General features: G+C 57.7%; 14 protein-coding genes. 7 read left to right on the top strand and 7 right to left on the bottom strand.

The features are described 5' to 3' along the window. Positions 1-31: 31 nt before the first annotated feature. From Mal15_RS11260 to Mal15_RS11250, 3 genes are all read right to left on the bottom strand, one after another. Positions 32-2,926: a catalase family protein gene (locus tag Mal15_RS11260; protein WP_147867848.1), complete on the bottom strand. Its 2,895-nt coding sequence runs from the start codon at positions 2,924-2,926 to the stop codon at positions 32-34. Positions 2,927-3,050: 124 nt separating this feature from the next. Beyond that, positions 3,051-5,303: a M6 family metalloprotease domain-containing protein gene (locus Mal15_RS11255; protein ID WP_147867847.1), complete on the bottom strand. Its 2,253-nt coding sequence runs from the start codon at positions 5,301-5,303 to the stop codon at positions 3,051-3,053. 62 nt (positions 5,304-5,365) lie between these two features. Continuing rightward, on the bottom strand, positions 5,366-7,474 hold the full coding sequence (locus Mal15_RS11250; protein WP_147867846.1) for a S8 family serine peptidase: 2,109 nt from the start codon (positions 7,472-7,474) through the stop codon (positions 5,366-5,368). Positions 7,475-7,740: 266 nt separating this feature from the next. On the opposite strand from Mal15_RS11250, the gene Mal15_RS11245 reads away from it, so the two are divergent. After that, a complete protein-coding gene (locus Mal15_RS11245; RefSeq protein ID WP_147867845.1) occupies positions 7,741-8,289 on the top strand; it encodes a fused DSP-PTPase phosphatase/NAD kinase-like protein in 549 nt (182 codons plus the stop codon). Here the strand turns inward: Mal15_RS11245 and Mal15_RS11240 are convergent. Continuing rightward, on the bottom strand, positions 8,271-9,626 hold the full coding sequence (locus tag Mal15_RS11240; RefSeq protein WP_167546732.1) for a phospholipase D-like domain-containing protein: 1,356 nt from the start codon (positions 9,624-9,626) through the stop codon (positions 8,271-8,273). The two genes, Mal15_RS11245 and Mal15_RS11240, sit on opposite strands and share 19 nt — an antisense overlap. Before the next feature lie 67 nt (positions 9,627-9,693). On the opposite strand from Mal15_RS11240, the gene Mal15_RS11235 reads away from it, so the two are divergent. Both Mal15_RS11235 and Mal15_RS11230 read left to right on the top strand, forming a co-directional pair. Continuing rightward, on the top strand, positions 9,694-10,260 hold the full coding sequence (locus Mal15_RS11235) for a hypothetical protein (protein WP_147867843.1): 567 nt from the start codon (positions 9,694-9,696) through the stop codon (positions 10,258-10,260). 3 nt (positions 10,261-10,263) lie between these two features. Beyond that, entirely contained in the window at positions 10,264-10,788 is a 525-nt protein-coding gene (locus Mal15_RS11230; RefSeq protein WP_147867842.1) for a nucleoside hydrolase, read from the top strand. 234 nt (positions 10,789-11,022) lie between these two features. On the opposite strand, the gene Mal15_RS11225 is transcribed toward Mal15_RS11230, so the two are convergent. Next, positions 11,023-11,190: a DUF4990 domain-containing protein gene (locus Mal15_RS11225; RefSeq protein ID WP_147867841.1), complete on the bottom strand. Its 168-nt coding sequence runs from the start codon at positions 11,188-11,190 to the stop codon at positions 11,023-11,025. A 58-nt stretch (positions 11,191-11,248) separates the two neighbouring features. Then, positions 11,249-11,626 carry a universal stress protein gene (locus tag Mal15_RS11220; protein ID WP_147867840.1) on the bottom strand — a complete coding sequence of 126 codons (378 nt, stop codon included), beginning with the start codon at positions 11,624-11,626 and terminating at the stop codon, positions 11,249-11,251. A 253-nt stretch (positions 11,627-11,879) separates the two neighbouring features. Here Mal15_RS11220 and Mal15_RS11215 point away from each other — a divergent pair, with 253 nt between their 5' ends. The 4 genes from Mal15_RS11215 (at position 11,880) to Mal15_RS11200 (ending at position 19,698) form a co-directional block, all read left to right on the top strand. Beyond that, on the top strand, positions 11,880-12,902 hold the full coding sequence (locus Mal15_RS11215) for a site-2 protease family protein (RefSeq protein ID WP_147867839.1): 1,023 nt from the start codon (positions 11,880-11,882) through the stop codon (positions 12,900-12,902). Between the two features lie 127 nt (positions 12,903-13,029). After that, entirely contained in the window at positions 13,030-13,836 is an 807-nt protein-coding gene (locus tag Mal15_RS11210) for a CBS domain-containing protein (RefSeq protein ID WP_147867838.1), read from the top strand. Between the two features lie 158 nt (positions 13,837-13,994). Next, the gene (locus Mal15_RS11205; RefSeq protein WP_147867837.1) at positions 13,995-16,874 is read left to right on the top strand and encodes a hybrid sensor histidine kinase/response regulator; all 2,880 of its coding nucleotides are present in this window, start codon (positions 13,995-13,997) and stop codon (positions 16,872-16,874) included. Between the two features lie 301 nt (positions 16,875-17,175). Further along, positions 17,176-19,698 (top strand): beta-propeller domain-containing protein, encoded by a 2,523-nt coding sequence (locus Mal15_RS11200; protein ID WP_147867836.1) that lies wholly within the window; start codon positions 17,176-17,178, stop codon positions 19,696-19,698. A gap of 146 nt (positions 19,699-19,844) precedes the next feature. On the opposite strand, the gene Mal15_RS11195 is transcribed toward Mal15_RS11200, so the two are convergent. Then, positions 19,845-20,447, bottom strand: coding sequence for a hypothetical protein (locus tag Mal15_RS11195; protein ID WP_147867835.1), 603 nt, complete (start codon positions 20,445-20,447; stop codon positions 19,845-19,847). Positions 20,448-20,550: the final 103 nt, after the last annotated feature.

The following is a 20,550-nucleotide window of genomic DNA, read 5'->3' as shown; positions in this document are numbered from 1 at the left end:
TCGATTGCGAAGTGATGCGGACGGCGAACTCCTATTCCTCGGACGACCAAGCCGTCGGAATGGAGGCCGGTTCTTTCGGCAGATTGCGAAATTTCCCTGAAGCAAGGTAGACCGCTTTGCGCAGGCGATTGATACCTCCGATCGGCCGGTGATCCGCAACTCCGTGCCACGGCGAAAAGAACAGCTTTTCACAATGCACCCGCTGCTCCGGTGAATCGAATTTCTGGGGCGCAATCGTGATTCGGGCGACCGACACGAAGTCGTCCTTCCACTCGACCGACGCGTTTTCGATATCGGTTGCTGGGTCGACTTGGCCGATGGTGCGGACCTGTATTCCGAAGTCGAATTCAACCGATTGCTTGGACAAACGCGCGATCAATCCCGTCCGCAAGTAATTCGGATCATCGACGTTCGGAACATCGTTACTGCGGCCAACCGGCATCGCGCGAAACTTCATGACGCGGTCCGGGCCGAACAGGAACGGCGCCGCGCTGAAGTACGGATTGTCCACCGGACTCGCAGGAGGCGGAAAGAATGCACCACTGTTTTCGCCGACTTCATTTGCCTGAATCCGTTCGACCAATTGCTTTGTTCGTGCGGCCCTCGCTTTTTGTTCGTCGGTTCCGCTCGTAAAACGTTTTGCAAAGAAAGCACGTGGATCATCGTTGTTTTCCACCAAAACCGTACTCAACAATTCATAGTCTTCGACATTGGCGAACGTAAACACGGGCTGGTTGATCATCAAAAAGTCTTGCGTCAGCGAGCCATGCGGTGGCAACAGCGACTCGCCGTGAACGCCGACCAACTTGATTGCCATCCCACGGCTTCCATGAACCGGGTTTCCGTCCGCACCGCGTCGCGAGTCATGGTCGACCCGGACGGCCGCGTTGGAGAAGCGAATGTAGCACTCGTAGACGGCGCCCGGCTGAAAGACCCCGACCCGGTATTCTTCGGGCAAATCCTGGTGGACTTCAAACTTTGCGGTCACGCAACCGTGATCCTTCGGGTGGACGCTGCGAAGCATGCGATCACCGTCGGCATACCGCGCCCGCATTTGCGTGACGGTCGCATCGACAATGTTCTTGATCATCTCCTGCTCGCCGTCGGGAATCTGCTCGAACGCGGGTGACTTTGGCACGTCCGTCTCATTCGGCGAAAGCGATTTCATGTATTCGACCAGTGCATACCGCTCCTCGTCGCTAAAGTCGCGCCATTGACCGTTTTCAAACGTTTGGGTGAAACCTTCCGACTCGTTGGCCCCGTGCCCCTCATGCCCCGCGTTGGAGTTTCCCACGATCGGCTGACCGGTCTGATCACAGACACGGAACTCTGAACCGATCTCCGACCGATCGGTGACGAATCCGACGTTCACCGAATCAAACTCCGTATTGCCGACCCAAAACGTGCTCGACCGTTCCGATGCGGGCAGCAATGTCTCGTACAAATTCGGGACACTGCCATTGTGAAAGTAGGGAGCACTTGCCCAAATCCCTTCCAATGGTCGGGCGATGTATCCACTGCCGACACCGTCCGGGTGCGGAGGGTCTTGTGGGCCGGGCTGAAGTGGCCGAACGTCAATCATTTCAGCGCGGGATCGGTTCGAGATGATCTCACGAACCGCCGCCCCTAACATGCTGGCGCGTGGCACACGGATCGCACCACCGAGAAGATCTTGCAGACCGCCGGCCAAGATCGTGTCCTGCGGATTCAAGTTCTTCAAGAACTGGGAGTCCGTTTGAATTTCCGTCAATGTGTTGGAACGCACCGGAATTCGGCCCTGGTCATTGCGCACAAAATCGCCATCCACGCGCACCGCATGACACGACTCACAATTCTTCCTGAAAAGAATCCTCCCGGCTGCAACCTTAGCGTCATCTAGCGGTCCCAAGACTGCTTCCGGCCAGTCTGGTGATTTCAGGTTCTTGATTAACTCGTGTTCCAGCCGGACAAGGTTGCCAAGACGCACCGTCGAATCGAATTGCGTCGGTCCCGCAGCAAGCGTGTAGGTTCCGAAGACGCCCAACACCTCCCCGACGTTGCGTGCTTCGGCCGACGGGGCCGACGCATTCCATTGCACGTAGCTGTATTCGGGCGTGTTCCACAACGATGGATAACTGACCGGCGCATCGGATGAACGATGGTTTTCCGGCTCGCTCAACGCGGTTTCACAGACGGCGTTCAAAATCGCGCCGAATGCGTCCAGGCGTGCGTATCCGTAGGGGTGCTTGGCCTTGTTCCTTTGAACCAATTGGTTGACGGCCGAGGAGATCTGTTGGACCTCCTTTTTGAATTCGTGCAAGTCGTATTCCCGGCGTCCGACGGCGATCGCAAAACGCTCCAGCTTTTGATCGTCCTCACAGGTTGCCTGTAACGCTCGCCCCAATTCACGTAGAAAGGACTCGACGTCGGCTTGCGTGGATCCACCGTCGATCCGTACGGTTGCGCCCTGGTATCGGATTTGGTGAGTGTGGCACGCGGCGCAGGTAAACCCGAACCACGATTCTTGTTCACGTGGGTAATATTTTTCGTCAAAACCGGCGCCCAAATAGGCCTTCTTCACTTCGAAACGAGTCGCTTTCGCAATGACGGATCGTTGAACGGACTTGAGTCCCATAAAGTCGCTGGCGACCGGATCCACTCCGTCTCGGACGAAACCGACCGGCAACCCTTCGGGATTTCGTTTCGAAGGCTCCGTTGTGATAAACCCGAATCGCGACAGATTTGAATTGTGCCGAAAGAGCTCTTCCGAATCCGCTCGCTCGAGTTGAAGGAACCACTTGAAGGGGATCAGTTGAGAGCCTTGGGCGGTAAAGTAAAATTCCTCGCGCTGCTCGGCATCCCAACCTTGATCCAGATAGATCGGTTCGTCTTGTGCGTTGCCAAGAACGGACAGCACGACCAGCCCACAACAGATCAGGAATCTCATTTGAATCCCCCAATGGATTGTTGGAAAATCTTTTCGCACGCCCGCAGCGAGTTGACGCGCAGCTGTGCACAATGGTCAACCCTCTGCTCTGATTGTGACTTGTGGCCACCAACGAGATCAGCGGCTAGGGTTTTATCTCCACATCGATGGAATCGATGACCAGATAGGCCCCGACGGAATCCGAAGTCAGCCGCTCGGTTTGCAGCACGATCGTGATCGGCAGCTTTTCATCCACAACCAGTGATGTCGACGACTCGTAGAAGAAGTCGTCCCCGGTCACATTGGATGGTTTCGGATTGTTACCGCGGCGGATTCTTTCCGCTGTCGCTCGGTGGTTCGCTTGCTTGGCACCCTTTGCATCTGGCTCCATCGCCCTGGATGCCTGCGGTGCGGCACTGGCCTTGGGATCAATGATCGACGCGCTGCCATTGGCGGACAGAATCACCCGTCCGACCGAACCGTCGTCGGTGCTGTAGTACCCGCGGACCTGGATCGCCACCGTCGCATTTTCGGAGGCGTCTTTAAGCGGCAGCACAAACGTCGCGTGCTTGACCTCTGCGGCATCTCCGTAGGCATAGCTAACCAACCGATCCAATAGAATCGTGGCGGCCTTTCCGTCGGGACTGAAGTTGACGGAATGACTTGTCGGTACTTCGACATTCACCACGCCCGCGAGGACCGTGTCGTCGACGATGATCGGGGCGTCGCCATATTGAAAGGACATCTTGGAACTGGACGCCGAGATGTTTTTGATCGGAGGTAGCTGGACGCCGGTAAACGAGTTTGAATTCGGGTCGGTCGTTGCGGTAAGCGAATCATTGTGCCCCTGTCGGAAAACGTCGTTCGCGTTGCCACGGTTCAGTCCCTTCTCCAGCTCCCAAAGTCCGTCGGCCTGGATCAGCCCGACTTTATAGTGGTCGGCAGGGAATCCATCAGACCCGGGATACCCGGGTTGATCATTTTCCGGCACCGAATCGTCAATGTGCCAGATCGCCAGTCCCCCCTGGCCTCCCGTTCCGGCCGGTATCCCCCCGTCGTAGCGACCAACCGCTTGACGGTTTTCGATCAGCAGGTACTCACTCAAAGGACCGCTGGGGTAGTTGATTCGATAGATGTTTGCCCCCGGCAGTGAGGTCGCTTCGACTTCGTAGGTGCCAGGTGTGGAGAGCAGTTGGGCGGAATTCCAACTGAGAAAGAGTTTGCACCACGCTGACATGTGCGGCGGACGAAATTGGGTGCCATCAAAGCCCCAACTGTTCGCCATCAAGCACCACGATCCACAGCCCTCGCCTTTGCCGCTGTAGTCGTAGAGGTCAGGTAAACCGAAGAAATGCCCGAGCTCGTGACAAATCACGCCGATGCGTCCGATCGCGGTTCCGCTGGTTCCCCAAATTCCGGGATTGATATTGTAGTTGCTCACCTTCACACCGGACGCCGGATCTGTCCAGGGAGTCATTGTCCAGCGATGCGACCAAATTCGATCATCCATGTCGGCCCCGCCGGCAACCCCGCCGAACTCGGCGGCATACCCGGAATGAACGAAGGTGATCGCGTCAATCCAACCGTCTCCCTTGCCGCCGTTCTGATTGATCTCGTTGTCGAAATCGGCAAAGTCGACCGAACCGCTCGCACGGACGAGATCAAGCCCATCACGGAGCGCTTCCCAAATCCGCGACGTCAGTCCACTTTGGCCGTTGGCATAGTAAGCTTCCTTTTTCGGCAGCGTTACCCAGTCGACCACCGTCGACTCCAGGTTCATCTTGGCGTACGAGTTTTCCTGGTAGAACATCTTGACGCTCCCTGTCGGTGCCAGATTGGGAACCGGGGATTGCGCATTGAAGAGTTGTTCGTAATCCGCCTTCGAAGGCAACGTTCGGCCGGTATGATCTGCGAATCTCAATAACACGACCAGGTTTTTGACCGTTCCTAGAGGCGCCGCGGCCCGGGACGGGATGTTTTGCTCCGGCAATCGGGCACGAATCATCCGCTGAACGTTTTCCGGCGGCGGAATCAAACGCCGTTGAAGGTTTTGTGGCACCTCCGCTCCGACGGCGACATCGGTGGGTACCCAATTGGAATCGGCATCCAGCTGAGCGTACACGTAACGCCCATCGGCGTCCTTGATGACGGTGTATCCGGGAGTGGCTGCGAGCGTCGCGTCAGCCGGGCTCATCGCGACCCCGCGCTGGATATTCCTGGCCTCCGGCACATACTCATACCAGTTCAACTTTTCGTTACCGCGAATGTACAACTGGATCGTCTCACCCGACGGTTGCGTGACCTCCACCGGGAACGGGCTTGCCAGATTCCCGATCGCACGTTGATCCGTCGCGATCCAGAAGACGAGAAATGTGCAACCGATTCGACATAGCCACATGGTGTGTACTCCTTAGGCGATGAAAGAGAAGGGGCGAAACACGTGAGCGATCCACGAATGCGTCAGGAACCGTAGCCTCGTTGCCGTCGTGCCAGCGACACCGGACGCCGGACCAACCGAGTCGTGTTGCGTTTGGAAACGCGGGCCAGAGCGCCCGGTTGCGCCGTGGACTGAAGCGTGATGACCATTCCGAAACGGACGATGGTGCCGACGTCGCGGACGGCTTGGTCCTCGACCTCAAGCGTCCAGTTGCCACGGCACTTCTTTCCCGCCAGACGACTGAGTCCGGGAGTGGCCTGCATGCGGCAGTATTTTGAAATTCCGCTCGCAGATGTCCCCTGACGGTCGTGCAGGACCACCTTTGATCCGGCACCACGCGGCGGCTTGAGTGTGACAACAAGGTCGCCGACATAGCTGTGTTCGATGTCAAACAGCACGTCGATCGATTCAATCGATCCCGGATCCTGGATTTCAATCGCGACGTTTGCGGTGCCGCGATCGGGAATCGAGGTGTAGAAGTCACGAACAATCTCCAGTCGCGGCGCAGGCGTTGGGACGGCCAATTCCACGGCACGACGTGCATTGACTCGACCGTATCCGTACGACTCGCTGTGCCCGTCGGCATCGTATTGTCCGCCTTCCGGATCGACGGCGTCGCTCGAACGCCGCAACAAGTCTTTGATCTCAAGCGGAGTCAAATCGGGATTCGCCGACAGCATCAAGGCGACGACCCCCGCAACACCGGGGCAGGCGCTTGAGGTGCCGCCGAACGAATTGGTGTAGTTTCCGATCGCATCGCCGGCATGGGGGCTGCCGGGGTTGTACCCGTGAACTCCGGAACGATCGGTCGTCCAGATTCCGGGGGTGATGGGGGCCGGATGCTGCTCTGCGACAAATTCGAAATCGTTGCTGGGAAAGCAGCACCAAATCGACGGTCCATAGTCGCTGTAGACGCTCCGCGTTCCCCGATCGTTGCAGGCGGCAACCGCGATCACCGGTTCGTAGCTCGCGTAGCCGTCGTTCTCGACGCTCTCATTGCCATTGCCGGCGGCGAAAAGGACCGGGGTGCCGAGACCGCCGCGGCCTGTCGACAACGCATAATCGATGGCCATCCGCGTACTCGTCGGCAGATGATGCACGCGATCGTGCAGCGAATGATTCGGCAAATACCAAGGCCCGTCGGCGGGCCCCCAACTGCAAGAGATCACGTCGGCACCGTGGTCGGCGGCCCACTGAAACGCTTTCGCTTCAGCCATCGATCCCAAATTGGCCATCAATCGAATCGGCATCAACCGCGCCTCCGGCGCGACCCCGATCGCGCCGTCGATTCCGCTCGCACAGGCGACACCCGCGCAGGCCGTTCCGTGGTCATCGGGATAGTCGGGGTCGGGGTCACGGGGACGCGGATCGGAAGTCTGGCTGACGGCATCAAACGGCGCCACGATCTTTCCGGGGCTCGAAAACTCCGCGTGATCGATGTCAAAACCGTCATCGATGACGGCGATCATCACCCCGTCGCCGCGCGTCAATTCGTGCGCGATCAGCACGTGCGCATGATTGCTGACCGAGAGTCCATTGTGCGTGACCGGACCGAGATGCCATTGCTGCGAACCGATCGATTTTCGATCCCGGGGGCGAACCAGTTCCGGGTGGCAGTACTGCACTTCCGGCCGCGCCAATAACTCCAATGCCAAGTCAAACACACGCTGCCCCGTCCCCTCGGTCGCTTGCACAAAGTAGCTATTGATTCCGAATCCGAGCTTCTCCTTGAGAATCAAACTCGCCTCACGGATGATCCGTTCGCACTCGCCGGCATCCAGACTGTCGATGAACTTGATGAACAGATTCTCCGTGTAAATCACCGGCTCTTGCGCATCTTTGTCGATCAGCACGCCGCCGGCGAAACGCACGTCCGGGTGCTGACGCAGCGCACGTTTTCGGTTTTGCATCGCCGACTTCTTCTCCCCTTTCGGCACGCGATAAACCTCCACGCCGGCTTCGGGAAACCGCATCACCAGCTCGCAACCGCTCAACTGTCCCTCCACCGGATCCGAAACGGTCGACTTTGTTCTTAAAGACCGATTGGAACGCGTGCGGATCGCGATCAGCTCTCGACTCTCGACCAATTCGAATCCTTCTTCATCACTTCCACCATAGGTGACGACTGGCATGACAACCTCTCACGCTGGACCTTGGAACCGACCGATCGAGTCAATCGAATGCGCGCCCGCAGCCTTCACGCATTCTCCCCGTGGACTCCCTGACGCATACGGAAGCCATGGGGAACGGAATGGGAATGGTGGGGAAAGAACGGGTTTACGGCCGGATCGAAGCGGTCAAAGGATCAAATTATGGGGCGTGATCTCGAATCGCGTGTCATACTTCATGAAACCGCATTTCATGACACGACCCCATCATCGGCGTTGGTTGACTCGGCATGTTGAAACCATTGGCCTTCCTTTCCGCTCTTGCGATCACTTGTTCAGCTACGTGCAGCGCCGGAACTTTGAGGCGAGACAGCGATCGGAGTGACACCTTGGTGGTCAAACGACTCGACGCGGCAATCTATTACGGCGGCGCCCCGAAAAGCGATGCCGATTTTGCCCGCCTGCGTCAGTTGGGCGTCCGGCGGATTGTCGACATGCGGACCTTCAAGGTATTTGCCAGCGCGCGGGAACGTCGGCGGGCTGCCGAGTGCGGGATCACGTTCCAGCGAATTCCGATGGGGTTCTTTCCCGCCAAGACAGGAAACGTCCCGGACATCCTGGCGGAGCTGACCGGTTGTGGCCACGGAGCCGTCTACTTTCACTGCAACCTTGGCCTCGATCGTGCCGGGATGCTCGTCGCGTTGTATCGTGTCGAACATTTCGGCTGGGACCCGCGACATGCCTTCTCTGTCTGGAAGGCCCAGCAATTCAATACCAAATTAAAAGGCTTGGATCGGTACTACTGGCAACACGTCGGTCGCTACAGCAGACCGCGATAAAGTTCGATCACGCTGCGTTTGATCATCAATCGGCTTCGTTTGGAAATCGCGGCGTCTTGTCCGACCGGCAGGATCAGCGTGCCGGACCTGATTGGCGTCGAATTGACAAGTCTCGGTTGCAGATTGGACCACAACTGAGCGGCACCGGCGGGATCATCCGACACCAAGCACAATTCAAGATTCCATAGGTTGGAACGGGCGTCAAAGTTGTAGCTGCCCAGCATCCACGAACTGTCGTCGACCAACAGCGTCTTGGAGTGCAACGTGTCCCGGCCGGCGTATTCTCGCAGCTGGACCCCCTCACGCAGCAACCCGCGTTTGTGATTCTGGTAAGCGGCATACACGTTCAATTGATCGGTCGTGTCCAACGAATTGGTCAAAATCGTCACGCACACGCCACGCGCCCTGGCACGCGAGATGGCGGATCGAATCGAACGATCGAACGCGGGGTAGGGTGATTCGATCAGCACGGACGACCGGGCCCGATCGATCATTCGAACGATCTGACGATTGACATGATGCTCTGACTTGTCTGACGAACGATCATGCAGCAGTCGCATCTGGATCCCATGGCTCGCTTCGGCGATCCAATCGCGCTGCGGATCCAAGTGCACGCCGCCTTGGCAAACCACATGCTGCAAGGCACGATCGAGTAGCCGTTGGTAGTCACGATCGGTTTTTGCGTCGCGCCACGCATTCTTCCAGTCGCTGCGGCCGAAAGGGCGGGATCGCAGGACGTCCAACCCGAGCGAATCTCGGGGCGGTGCTGGTCGGACATCGGGCGTCGCCCACAACCAGTCGAAATAGGCTTGTGTCTGTTGGGCGATTGGGCCGGCGACGATCGCGTCGCAATCGACAAAACCGCGCCCCGGTTTCAACTCGAAATGCTCGTTCTCCAGGTTGCTGCTTCCGATCACGGCACGCTGGGCGTCGACGACCATCAACTTGGAATGCAATCGTCGATTCAGCCAGCTCGGGTTGCCTTGATGAAGCGGGTGGTAAACCCGGACCTGGACCCGATTCCGCTGCAGATACTGCTCAAACTTGGCCGGCAGTCGTGATTTGAGACCGTCGACCAGGATACGGACACGCACGCCCCGCAGCGATGCTTGTCGCAGCAGTTCGAGGAGTGCGATGGGCACTTCGTCGGTATCGATCGCGTAATACGATAGGTCGATGCTGTGTTGCGCTTGCTGGATCAGGTCGACGCGTGCTTGAAGCGACTCCCGTTTCCCGTCGAGAACACGAAGACTGCTGGCGTTCGCGTCTTTCGCGATCGGCAATACGATCGCCACCAGCAACGCCAGCGTGGCGGTGCGCACCGATCGTGTGACCATCGGAAATGGGAAAATGAGTGGAACCGAATTGAGCATGTGGGTGCCGAACGAAGCGAACCGTTACTGATTGATCGGCATCGTCACCGCTGACCTGAACCCGAAGGAAGATTGCGCGATTGTAACGCTTCGGGCGGCAAAACAACGAGGCTTTGTCCCTAAACCCGTAGCGGAAGCCGCCAAGTCTTCCGCCTCGCAGCAGTTCACCCGGGAAAAGCCGAAACCCGTGACGACCTCCGCTAGTATTCGTAGAAAAATCGGTTGTCGCAACTCGGGTGAAGGAGATGCAATGGGTCGGCTCGTATTATTTGTCGTGGCACTTGCGTTTGCGTCACGTGCTGGTTACACGGAAACGCCAACCAGCGGATCACGTCGAGCGGTGCCGTCTATCCCGAAAGGGACCGTCGATGTCGTTCTGGACACCGACGCTTTCAATGAAGTCGACGATCAGTTCGCGCTCGCTTTCGCCGCGCTGTCGTCTCACAAGATCAATCTGCTGGCAGTGACAGCGGCACCGTTTCGTAATCAACGTTCAACTTCGTTCGCCGATGGCGTGGAAAAGAGCTATCAGGAGATCGTTCGGATTCTCAAGTTGCTCGGTTTGCCGGCGGAGATGGCGGTTCGTGGATCGAAGTAAAAATTGTCCAACACCGAAACGCCCATCGAGAGTGCGGCGGCCCGCAAGATTGTTGAACTGGCCCAGCAAGATCGACAGGGTCCGCTGTACGTGGTCGGCTTGGGGACCGCGACTAACATCGCCTCCGCCATATTGCTTGACCCGACGATCAAGGATCGAATCGTTGTGGTTTGGATCGGCGGTCACCCCTACCACTTCGATAACGCGCTTGACTTCAATTTGAAACAGGATGTCACCGCCGCGCAGGTGCTCTTCAATACGGACGTTCCGCTCGTTCATATCCCGGCTGGTGAGGTCGCCGAAAAGTTGGCGATCACGCTTCGGGAATTCGGTGGAGCAACGTCATTGCTTTCGTTGGTCACGAACCGACGAAAGATCGTGAGCTACTTCGACTCCTTCACGAACGAGGCGTATCGACAATTGCCGGCACGTCGCGAAATCTCGATCGCGGCTTGGCCGGACAGCCAGCAGAGGATCAGGATTGGGAACCGAAATACCGTGAACTTCTGGAACGTGGGATCGACTTAATCGAGACCGATTTGCCGCGTCAAATTTGGCCGATGTTGTATCACGACGTTGAAATTCCCGAATCAAAACGTGCGTTCATCGAATAAGGGAACACGTTTGGCCGAAAACGAAAAACTTCCCCGACGCGTCCCAAGGATTCCGCGATCCGGAGCATCCCGCATGCCGTGGCGGGGACGGATGATAGATTGAACTTAGCAACCGTCCGAGAGCTTCTCCAAAATAAAACTGTCTCTGCTACTCGATCTCAAACGCGCCCAGATCGGGTGCCTTCCCGCTGAATGGCAAACCGACATCGAGACCGGCGTCGATCAGATGGCTGCGTCGATCAAGCTGCAATCCAATGTCAGGCAGGCTGCCATCCGGCTTCCTCGGTCCCATCGCGGCGGCTTTCAGTTTCTCCATGTCGCACCAGCGGCAAACCCATCGAGCAGAGTACTCGCAAACACATGCCGACAAAGCACTAAAACCTGCGATAGCAGTGAGGGATGACCAGCACGGGGAGTTCGCACTCGTCCATCACGTTGGCACTCAACCAATGCTCGACGACGTTGCCGCTGCTGGCCCCCATCAGGATCAGATCGGCGTCGGTCTGCTTGGCGGCTGTGATGATCGTGTCCACCAGGTTTCCCGTGGCCACCTTGGAAGTCACCGACACCCCGGTGTCGTGGGCCGCTTCGCTGAAGACCGCGCAGCAGTCCTTGCCGTCGGCTGGCGTTTCATCGTCTTTCAAGATGTGCAACACCGTCAATTCGGCGTCCAACTGTCGGGCGACCGCGATGACGTAATCGGCAATCTCAACGGCCGCTTCTTCCCCGGCGGTGGGCACCAGAATCTTCATCGGTCTGCTGTGTTGCTTTGAGGGTCGATCGAATCTCAGCCGTTTGACGCAACCCGGCGCGTCACATTGCGCGAGAGAGAACGCCGACCCTGATCATACCGCATCCAGCCGCACGCCTGCCCCCGGCCGTCTGGAACACTCCGAGGACAGTCCCCACCGATGGCAGCGCGAACCCACGGATGGACCCACGAGGCGGGTTCTGGCACGAAATGTGCATTTGTGTCACAGCGTCACTACTCTAGGGAGGATTGGAATGAAAGGTTCTTGGCATTTAGGACAACTCGCCGGCATCGACGTGCGGATTCACTGGACGTTTTTGCTGCTTCCGATCTGGATTTACTACTCCAGCCTGGCCGCCGGCAGCGGCGCGGTCGCTGCCACGGTGGCAGTGTTGTTGGTTTTCGCGATCTTCGGCTGTGTGGTGCTGCACGAATTGGGGCATTCGCTGACCGCCCGACGTTTCGGGATCGAGACGCATGACATCACACTGCTGCCGATCGGGGGCGTCGCCAGTTTGCAGCGGATCCCGCGTAGCCCCTGGCAGGAATTGGCGATCGCGGTCGCCGGTCCGGCGGTCAACGTGGTGATCGCGATGGTGCTGTTCGCGTTGCTGCCGATCCTTGCGGCGACGGCGCTGCTGCCTGTCGGCGCGATCGCGTTTCTAAGCAAGCTGGCGTGGGTGAATGTGGCCCTGGTCGTGTTCAACATGCTACCCGCGTTCCCGATGGACGGCGGGCGGGTGTTGCGTTCGGTCTTGGCGCTGGGGCTGCCCTATCGCAGTGCGACCCGGGCTGCGGCGGGCGTGGGCCAGGTCATCGCCATCCTGTTTGCCTTGTTCGGGCTATTTTCGGGGAACTTGATGCTGGTGATCTTGGCCGGTTTTGTGTTCTTGGCCGGACGCGGTGAAGCGATGATGGTCGAGCGTGAAGCCGCGTGGCAGGCCCAAGGGTGGCGACCGATGGGGGATTCCAGCTTGGAAGGATTCTCGGCGGATCGTTCCACCGATGCACCGTCGTCGCAGGCACCGTCGTCGCCGGACCGACCATCATTGCCGGTGGTCAGTGCCCAGTGGGACGCCCGCAACGTTCTGGGATGGCTGTCGAATCAATCGGTCGACGAATTCCTGGTATCCAGCCACGGTGTGGTCGTTGCGGTGGTCCGCAAATGCGATCTGCTCAAAGCCGTCGCGGCGGGGATGGGATCGTTTTCGCTCGAACGACTCTTGGCCGGCCGATTCATGCCGTTTCGAAACCTCCGAACTCCCTCGATGATGTAGTCCCCCGGGGGCGGCCGCGTCTAGCTTGGCTCGCTTCGATCTGCGATCATGGAAAGGACTGGATCGCCTTGACGAGATCGAAACAGGTTTGCAATCACGAAGCCTGAACAGCCGATGGGAATCAATCGTGACCGCCGACTCAACCGAATACGTGACAACCGAATGCCCCAACGGACACCGTGTCCGTGGCGACGTCGGGTGGCTGCACCGCGAGGTGCGCTGCCCACATTGCCAGACCAAGTTTCGGTTTGATCGACCGGACACGACGGCGGCGGTCGTCACGGACGCCAGCGACCCGTCGCAGATTGAAACACGGTCGCTAAGCGATACCGGCGTGATGCGGATCATCGACAGCTTCGGCAAACCCGTCCTGCCCAAGGACGACGGCCGGACTCGCCACTGCAGCAACTGTGGTGCAGTCTACCCCAGCAGCATCTCGATCTGCTACGGCTGCAATATCGAACTCGACCCGCCGGTGGATGAAACCGCAACGGACGCGGCGGTGGGGCCTGCCGGGTTGCGAGATTCGGTCGATTTTCAGCCGGTCGATGAGTCGCCGTTTGAAAACATTTCGATCAGCGCCGTGATGCGCCCCCGAAAGGCGATCATCGCGCTCAATGTTTCCGATTCGCTGGTGGAAACGTTGGATCGGGTCCGCGAGTTCCCGCACACCTGCTATCCCGTTGCCAGTGAAACCGGAGATCGGTTCCTCGGATGGGTCAGCATCGAACGGATCTTGATGGCCGAATCCAACGACTTTGATCTCCGCAAATTGGCCCGTCCGATGACGGTGATGGCGCAATCCAAACCGATCAGCCGCGTTCTGCCGCTGTTGCATCGGACCAAGTCATCATTCGTTTTGATCGCCGACGAGGGCGATCGGGTGGTCGGCATGGTCACCGCCAAGGACGTCCTGCTGGGACTGGTCAAGTGAAGGAAGTGACGCTGTTTGACCCCGTCAAACAGCGCCACCCGACAAGCATTCCGCCCGGATCGTCGCTTAACTGGGGAATGAAGCGGTCTGCTGAGGTAGAATGAAGTTCCCGGAATGGCTGCTTCCGGAGAAACTCTTCGACGTCGGAGTGGTACGCGGTGGATATTCGAACCTCCTACATGGACCTCGGTGCGCTACACGAGACCAAGGACCAGACCTTTACGAAAGACCAGCTTCTGCGCACGCTGATCAACGCCGCGCGTCATCTGGTGTGGTGCACCACGCTCGACGGGAAAATTCTGTACGTCAATCGCGTCGCCGAGCGGGTGTACGGCAAACCGCTTAAAGAACTGACCGACGATCCGAATTATTGGCTCGACGCGATCCACCCGGATGACCGGCCACAGGTCGTCGAGAATCTGAGCGAGCTGCTGAAGAAAAAGCACGTCGAACAGGACTACCGGATCGTGCGTCCCAACGGATCGGTGATTTGGTTGCACGATCGCGTCAGCGTGGTCCACGACGCCAACCGAAAACCCAAATTCGTCGGCGGCATCGGCACCGACATCAGTGCGATCCGCGAGTCCGAAGCACTCTATTCGTCCTTGGTCGAATCGATGCCCATGCAAGTGGTCCGCAAGGATCTCAAAGGCCGGGTGGTGTTCGGTAACCAGCTTTATTGCGAGTCGATCGGAATGACGCTGGATGAGGTCCTTGGCAAGACCGATTTCGACCTGTTCCCGAAGGACCTGGCCAAGAAGTATCGCCAGGACGATCGCCGTGTCGTCAAAGCGGGCAGGGCGTTCAATTACGTCGAGGCGCATGAGAAATCCGACGGCCAGCGGATCTATGTCGAAACCTTCAAGGGCCCGGTCCACGATGCGGCCGGAAACATCAGCGGAATCCAGATCATGTTCTGGGACGTCACCCAACGTCACCTGGCAGAACAGCAGGTCCGCGAGGCCAAGGAAATCGCCGAAGCCGCCAAGGAGATGGCGGAACAGGCCAATCAGGCCAAGAGCGAGTTCCTGGCCAACATGAGCCACGAAATTAGGACTCCGATGAACGGCATCATCGGGATGACCGAGTTGTTGCTGCACACCGAACCCACCGAGGAACAACGCGATTACTTGAACATGGTCAAGCAGTCCGCCGACTCGCTGCTGCGGCTGCTGAACGACATCCTGGACTTTTCAAAGATCGAAGCCGGCAAATTGGACCTGGAGCAACAGCCGTTCAACCTGCGCGATTGTGTCGGACAGACGATCCAAACACTCGGCTGCCGCGCCGGCGGCAAGGGACTGGAACTGCTCTGCCACGTCGCACCCGAAATACCCGAGGTCGTCGTCGGTGACGCCGGGCGACTGGCACAGATCATCGTTAATCTGGTCGGCAATGCCATCAAGTTTACCGAGCAAGGTGAAATCGAAGTCGACGTAGACGTTCAATCCCGCAGCGAAACCTCGATCGGTCTGCAGGTTTCGGTGCGCGACACCGGCATCGGAATCCCGGCCGACCGACAACAAGCCATTTTTGAATCCTTCCGCCAGGCCGACGCGTCGACGAATCGACGCTTCGGAGGAACCGGGTTGGGGCTGACGATCTCGACCCAACTGGTCGAACTGATGCAGGGGCGAATCTGGGTGGAAAGCGAAGTCGGGAACGGGACAACGTTTTTCTTCACCGCCAACTTCGGCGTCCACGATCAACAACCCAGTTCAAACGTCAGTGACCTGCTGCAAGACACCCCTGTTCTGCTGGTCGACGACAACGTGACCAATCGTAAGATTTTGGGAGAAATGCTCGGTGGCTGGGGCCTTGCAGTGCACACCGCTCAAAGCGGCCCGGAGGCGATCGACGAATTCAAACACGCCGCAGGCGAAGGCCGGACCTACCCGCTTGTGATCTTGGACTGTGTGATGCAACCGATGGACGGTTTCGACGTCGCCGCCGCGATGCAACAGCAATCGCAAATCAAAGCGGACGACTTTCAAATCATCATGCTCTCCTCGGCCGTCAAGGCCGGCGACGTCGAACAGTGCCGGCGGCTGGGCGTTGCCCGATACATGCAAAAACCCGCCGTGCACTCGGACATGCTGAAAACCGTCTTGAAAGCACTCGGACACCAAGAAGCGGCTCAACCGCAGCCGACCACGGAATCGGCCAAGGAGTATCGCAAGCTGAAAGTCTTGCTGGCCGAGGACGGCGAAGTCAATCGAAAGGTTGCGATCGGTCTGTTGACCCATCAAGGGCACGAAGTCGTGGTCGCCGAAGATGGTGTGGAGGCGATCGAGGCGCTCGAGCAGCAGCGATTTGATCTGGTCCTGATGGATGTCCAGATGCCGAACATGGACGGCATCGAAGCGACTCGGATCATTCGCGAAAGCGAAAACAATGTCGATCGACACACGCCGATCATCGCGATGACCGCCGGCGCGATGAAAGGAGACGAAGAGGACTGTCTCGAAGCCGGGATGGACGGCTATGTCTCCAAGCCGATCGATCCGGAAAAGCTATTCGACGTGATGGAAAACTGCGTCCGAGACCAAGTCATCGGCCCTTCAACGCCGCCGACCCGCGATCATGCCGATGACAACACCAGCAATCCCGTCGCGACGCAGGCGAAACCTCCCGGTCCAACCGAAGGCCCCGACTTAGACGCGTTGATGGAGGATTCGACGGCGGCGCAGACTCTGGGGGCGATCGACATCGAAACGGCGCGCAAACGATGCCGCGGCAACGACGCCCAGGTGCGACTTCTGGCGGAGGTGATGGTCGGCGAGGCGACGGATCTGGTGCGACAACTGCGCGATGCCTCCGAGACGCAGGACACCGTCACCATCCGTCGCTGTGCCCACACCCTGAAAGGATCCGCGTCAGTGTTCGGCGCCGCCGACGTCGTTGAGCACGCGTCGCGACTGGAGACCGACGCCGAAACCGCCGGTACAGACGAACTGAACGAGCAAATCGAAACCCTGGACGCCGAAGTCGGCCGCCTGATCGCCGCCCTGCTGCTGCTCAACAATTCGATCGAGTGACAAAAAAATCACGGGCAGTAAAACGCAGTGCCCGTTGCCGGAAGACACAGGCCGCTAACTGGAGTGCCGAGTTGTTTCAATTCGCCTCCCGCCCCGATCAGCTTCTTCATCGCGCTCGATCGTCGATCGACCGGTTCGTCGCTCTCCCAAACGCTCCCCAAAGTAGTGGTCGGACGGAACGATCGATTTGAATACGAACGTTGATTCGTGGTCGTTTCGCCAATTCGTTCTAGCGGACCTTGATTGCCCAATTCACCGCAGATACGATCGCTGCCACGATCACTCCTACGCTAATGACTTCATGAAACGCCGACAGCACCGTCTGGAATCCCTGGAATCGCGATATCTGCTGGCAGGCGAAAGCCTTTCATTTCTTGAAAACGCGTCCTACCTCGCGAGCGGTGCCGCCGGGCAAGACGCACCGATGGATGCGATGCGGGAGGCCATTTTGCGGCTCGCGCAGCAAGAGTACGGTTCGCAATTCGGGACCTATGCGTCGTCTCCGCAATGTTTTTGCATCACGTGGGATCCTTTCCCCAGTTTTCTAATTGATCCCCATTCCGCGAACGTTCAGTTCTCGACCGTTGCGTCGAATCAAAATGAGGTTGATGACCAATCGTTGGTGACCAACGACGATCAGCATCTCTATCAGTTGATTGGCGGTGATCTTGTGATCACGAGAACGAATCCAGACGGCTCGCTTCAATTCCTTTCGCGCACGTCTTTCACTGGTCGACCGACCAACCTGCATTTGTCCAATGACCGACTGACCGTCATCGCGGAAGACTCGGAAAGTGAATCGGTTGGTGTACTTACCGTCTTTGATGTTTCCCGGCGGGATCATCCGCACGTGGTCCAAACACTGCATTTCGAGGGCGATTTACTTCATTCTCAATTGATCGATAATCAACTGGTGGTCGCCGCACGGCCGCCACGAACTTTGCTGCCAACGCTCGAGAAGCATTCCGTAAGCGGCAGTTTGTACTGGGAAACCGAGCAGCAGTTTCGCGATCGAATCTCGGACAATTTTGCCGAATTACTTGGTGAACGCTTGCCGTATTATTCCGCCCGAAAAGGGGGACATGATTTCAGTCGTAGCGGACCTCTGGTCACACCGGAGCAGATTGCGGGTCTGTCGACCTTCAACGAATTGACCGTCTTCTTCAGCGTTGACCTCGGCGGCGACGAGCCAGGGATCTCTTCGTCCAAGGGCATCCTGTTGAACCGCGAGTTGGCGCATCGAACGTATCAGTATTCCGGAGAAATCGAAGCATTCATTCCCGATCACAATCACTTTGTCGAAACGTCCGATGGCTTCTATTGGATCAATGGCACCAACGGCTACAGCGGTGAATTTCCTCGCGAAACGACGCTTCATCGGTTTCGGGTCAACACCGACGACGGTTCGCTCGAAGTGATCGCAGACACTTCGGTTCAAAGTCGCTTGGCTGACCATGTCGTTTTCTCAGCGACAGACCATTCATTAGTCGCTGCCGAACACTGGATCGAGTACCAGAACGACGTTCCCTACGGGACCAGGATCCACGTGTCTCGATTCGAGCAACAGGGCGAAACCTTTCTCGTTGAAGAGGAAGAGTTGTCGTTGGATGCTTCTATGACAAGCATTCACCTGCATGACGACTCATTGTTTGCCGTTGAGTATACCGATGCAGACTGGTTTCCGATCGAGCCCAGTCAGACGGTCATCCACACGGCCGAATTGTTCGATGATCTCGAAAACGATTGGAGTGCTCAGCCGATCCAGCTGCCCGGCTTTCAAACCTATTTGAATTTTATCGAACCAGATCGACTGCTCGCGATCGGGGCTGAGATGAACACTCAAGCGGCGTTTCCCAATCCGACGTTTCTCTCGCTGTACGAGCTGAACGATGGATCCCCCAGATTATTGGATCAGGTCGAACTCGCAGGGCAATCGGCCGGGACGGTCAGCGGGTCGGCGGACTCGTTTCTGGTATTCGATGATCAGGAAACGTTTGCGTTCCCGGTCCGAATCGAAGATCAATCTGGGTGGAACAATGGCGTTTGGGCGGGAGGCGAAGCCTTGTCGATCGTGACGATCGATTCAGGGCAGGAATTGTTTGATTCTTTCACTTCGTCCGGACAACACCTTCACAACCAGGTGGTACGCCGCACCATCGAGATCGGTGATTGCTACTATTCTGTCAGCGATGCCGGCATCATGTCGGGGAAGGCCGACGCGGAAGGGGTGGTCGATTCCGTTTTCTTCTCCGGCGATCACGAAATCCACTCGGTGGATTCGGAATTGGAACAGCTGAGAATCATCGAAACGGAAGCCCGGAATCTCCTTTCACAAAACCATTCCCTCGGCCCAGAGACACTTGTTGCTCTGGGATTCGATCACGGATCTTCCTTTGACCAGGCGGTCTTCGACGATGGTACCGCGAAGTACCTTGTGCGGATCGATGACGATGGCCTGACATTGATCGATCAGCAGTTTCGGTATCAGACAAACATTTATCACAACCTCCAGCTTCCGACCGATGCCAATCTGGACGGCGAAACCACGCCCAGCGATGCGCTGGTTGTGATCAACGCGCTCGCGATCAGTGCGGGAGGCGAGGATTCGAGAACTCAGCCACTTCGTTCGTTGATGCCCGCCAACGAAAGTCGATTGGACACCAACAACGATCAAGTGATCTCGCCGATCGATGCGCTGTTGGTGATCAACTACTTGGCGCGGATGCAATCGGAAGCCGCAGGGGAAGAGCTGATTCGGTCAGTGCGTCTCCAGGTGATCGATGACGCATTGCGAGACGACCAATGGATCGGCAGTCTGTTTTAGGGGTTTGTTTCAGAGAAATTGGGATCATCACGGATTGATGCCCGTCCGGTACGCGCCCACAACATTTTCTTGTCACCTATTTTCTCGTCTCCGCTTCCAGCCATTCTGGCCGAAACGAAACGAGAGGGGCCGACCGCCAGGGCGTGTCACGGTTGCAGGTTTGCGACTCTAGCATTGGGCGGTCTGCGGCGATCACGGATGAATTGCTGACCAAACTCCTTTTCGATTTTGATTGTGATTTCAGCCCCTTTCGAAACCGTCGTCAGGAACACGACTGTCAGATCGTCGGTGCCGCTCGATGAGGGAATCAAGGACGCTCCGTACCGCATCCGGTCCGGTTGCCGGATCGATTGGCTGACGTGGCTACGGTGCCCTTCGACATAGGCGGCACCAACGGAATAGGTCAGCGTGCATCCGACCTCATCGGACTCGATCAGCTTTACCTTCGCCTCGAACAGCAGGTCGTTTGATTCGATTCGTTGAGACGCCGTCTGCCCCGGCGACGCATGGAAATCCAGTGACGTCGTTGCGAGCGTTTGAAGATGCTTGCGGTGGGCCCGGAGTGTGAGCATCGCTCTCTGTTCATTCCGTTCGTCCCGCGGGAGCGAATTCAGTTGCTCAGTCAGTTCTTGCTGAGCGTCGGTCGGCAACGGACCGTCAAAGAGAATGCATTCGATGCGGACAACGGTCTCTTCGGCCCATAACGAGACCGGGAACGCCAACAAGAGAATCGGAAAGAGTCGAATCATGACGGGCTCCGTGTAGGTGAGGGACGTGGATTATTGACGTTCCCGTAGCACGGTGCAAACAGTCTCTCAGAACGACAAAAAACACACGCGGAATGGTCATTCA

It is taken from the genome of Stieleria maiorica, assembly GCF_008035925.1.
GTDB lineage: Bacteria > Planctomycetota > Planctomycetia > Pirellulales > Pirellulaceae > Stieleria > Stieleria maiorica.
The sequence above is the reverse complement of the archived record's forward strand: the minus strand, read 5'-3'. Positions and strand labels throughout refer to the sequence as shown.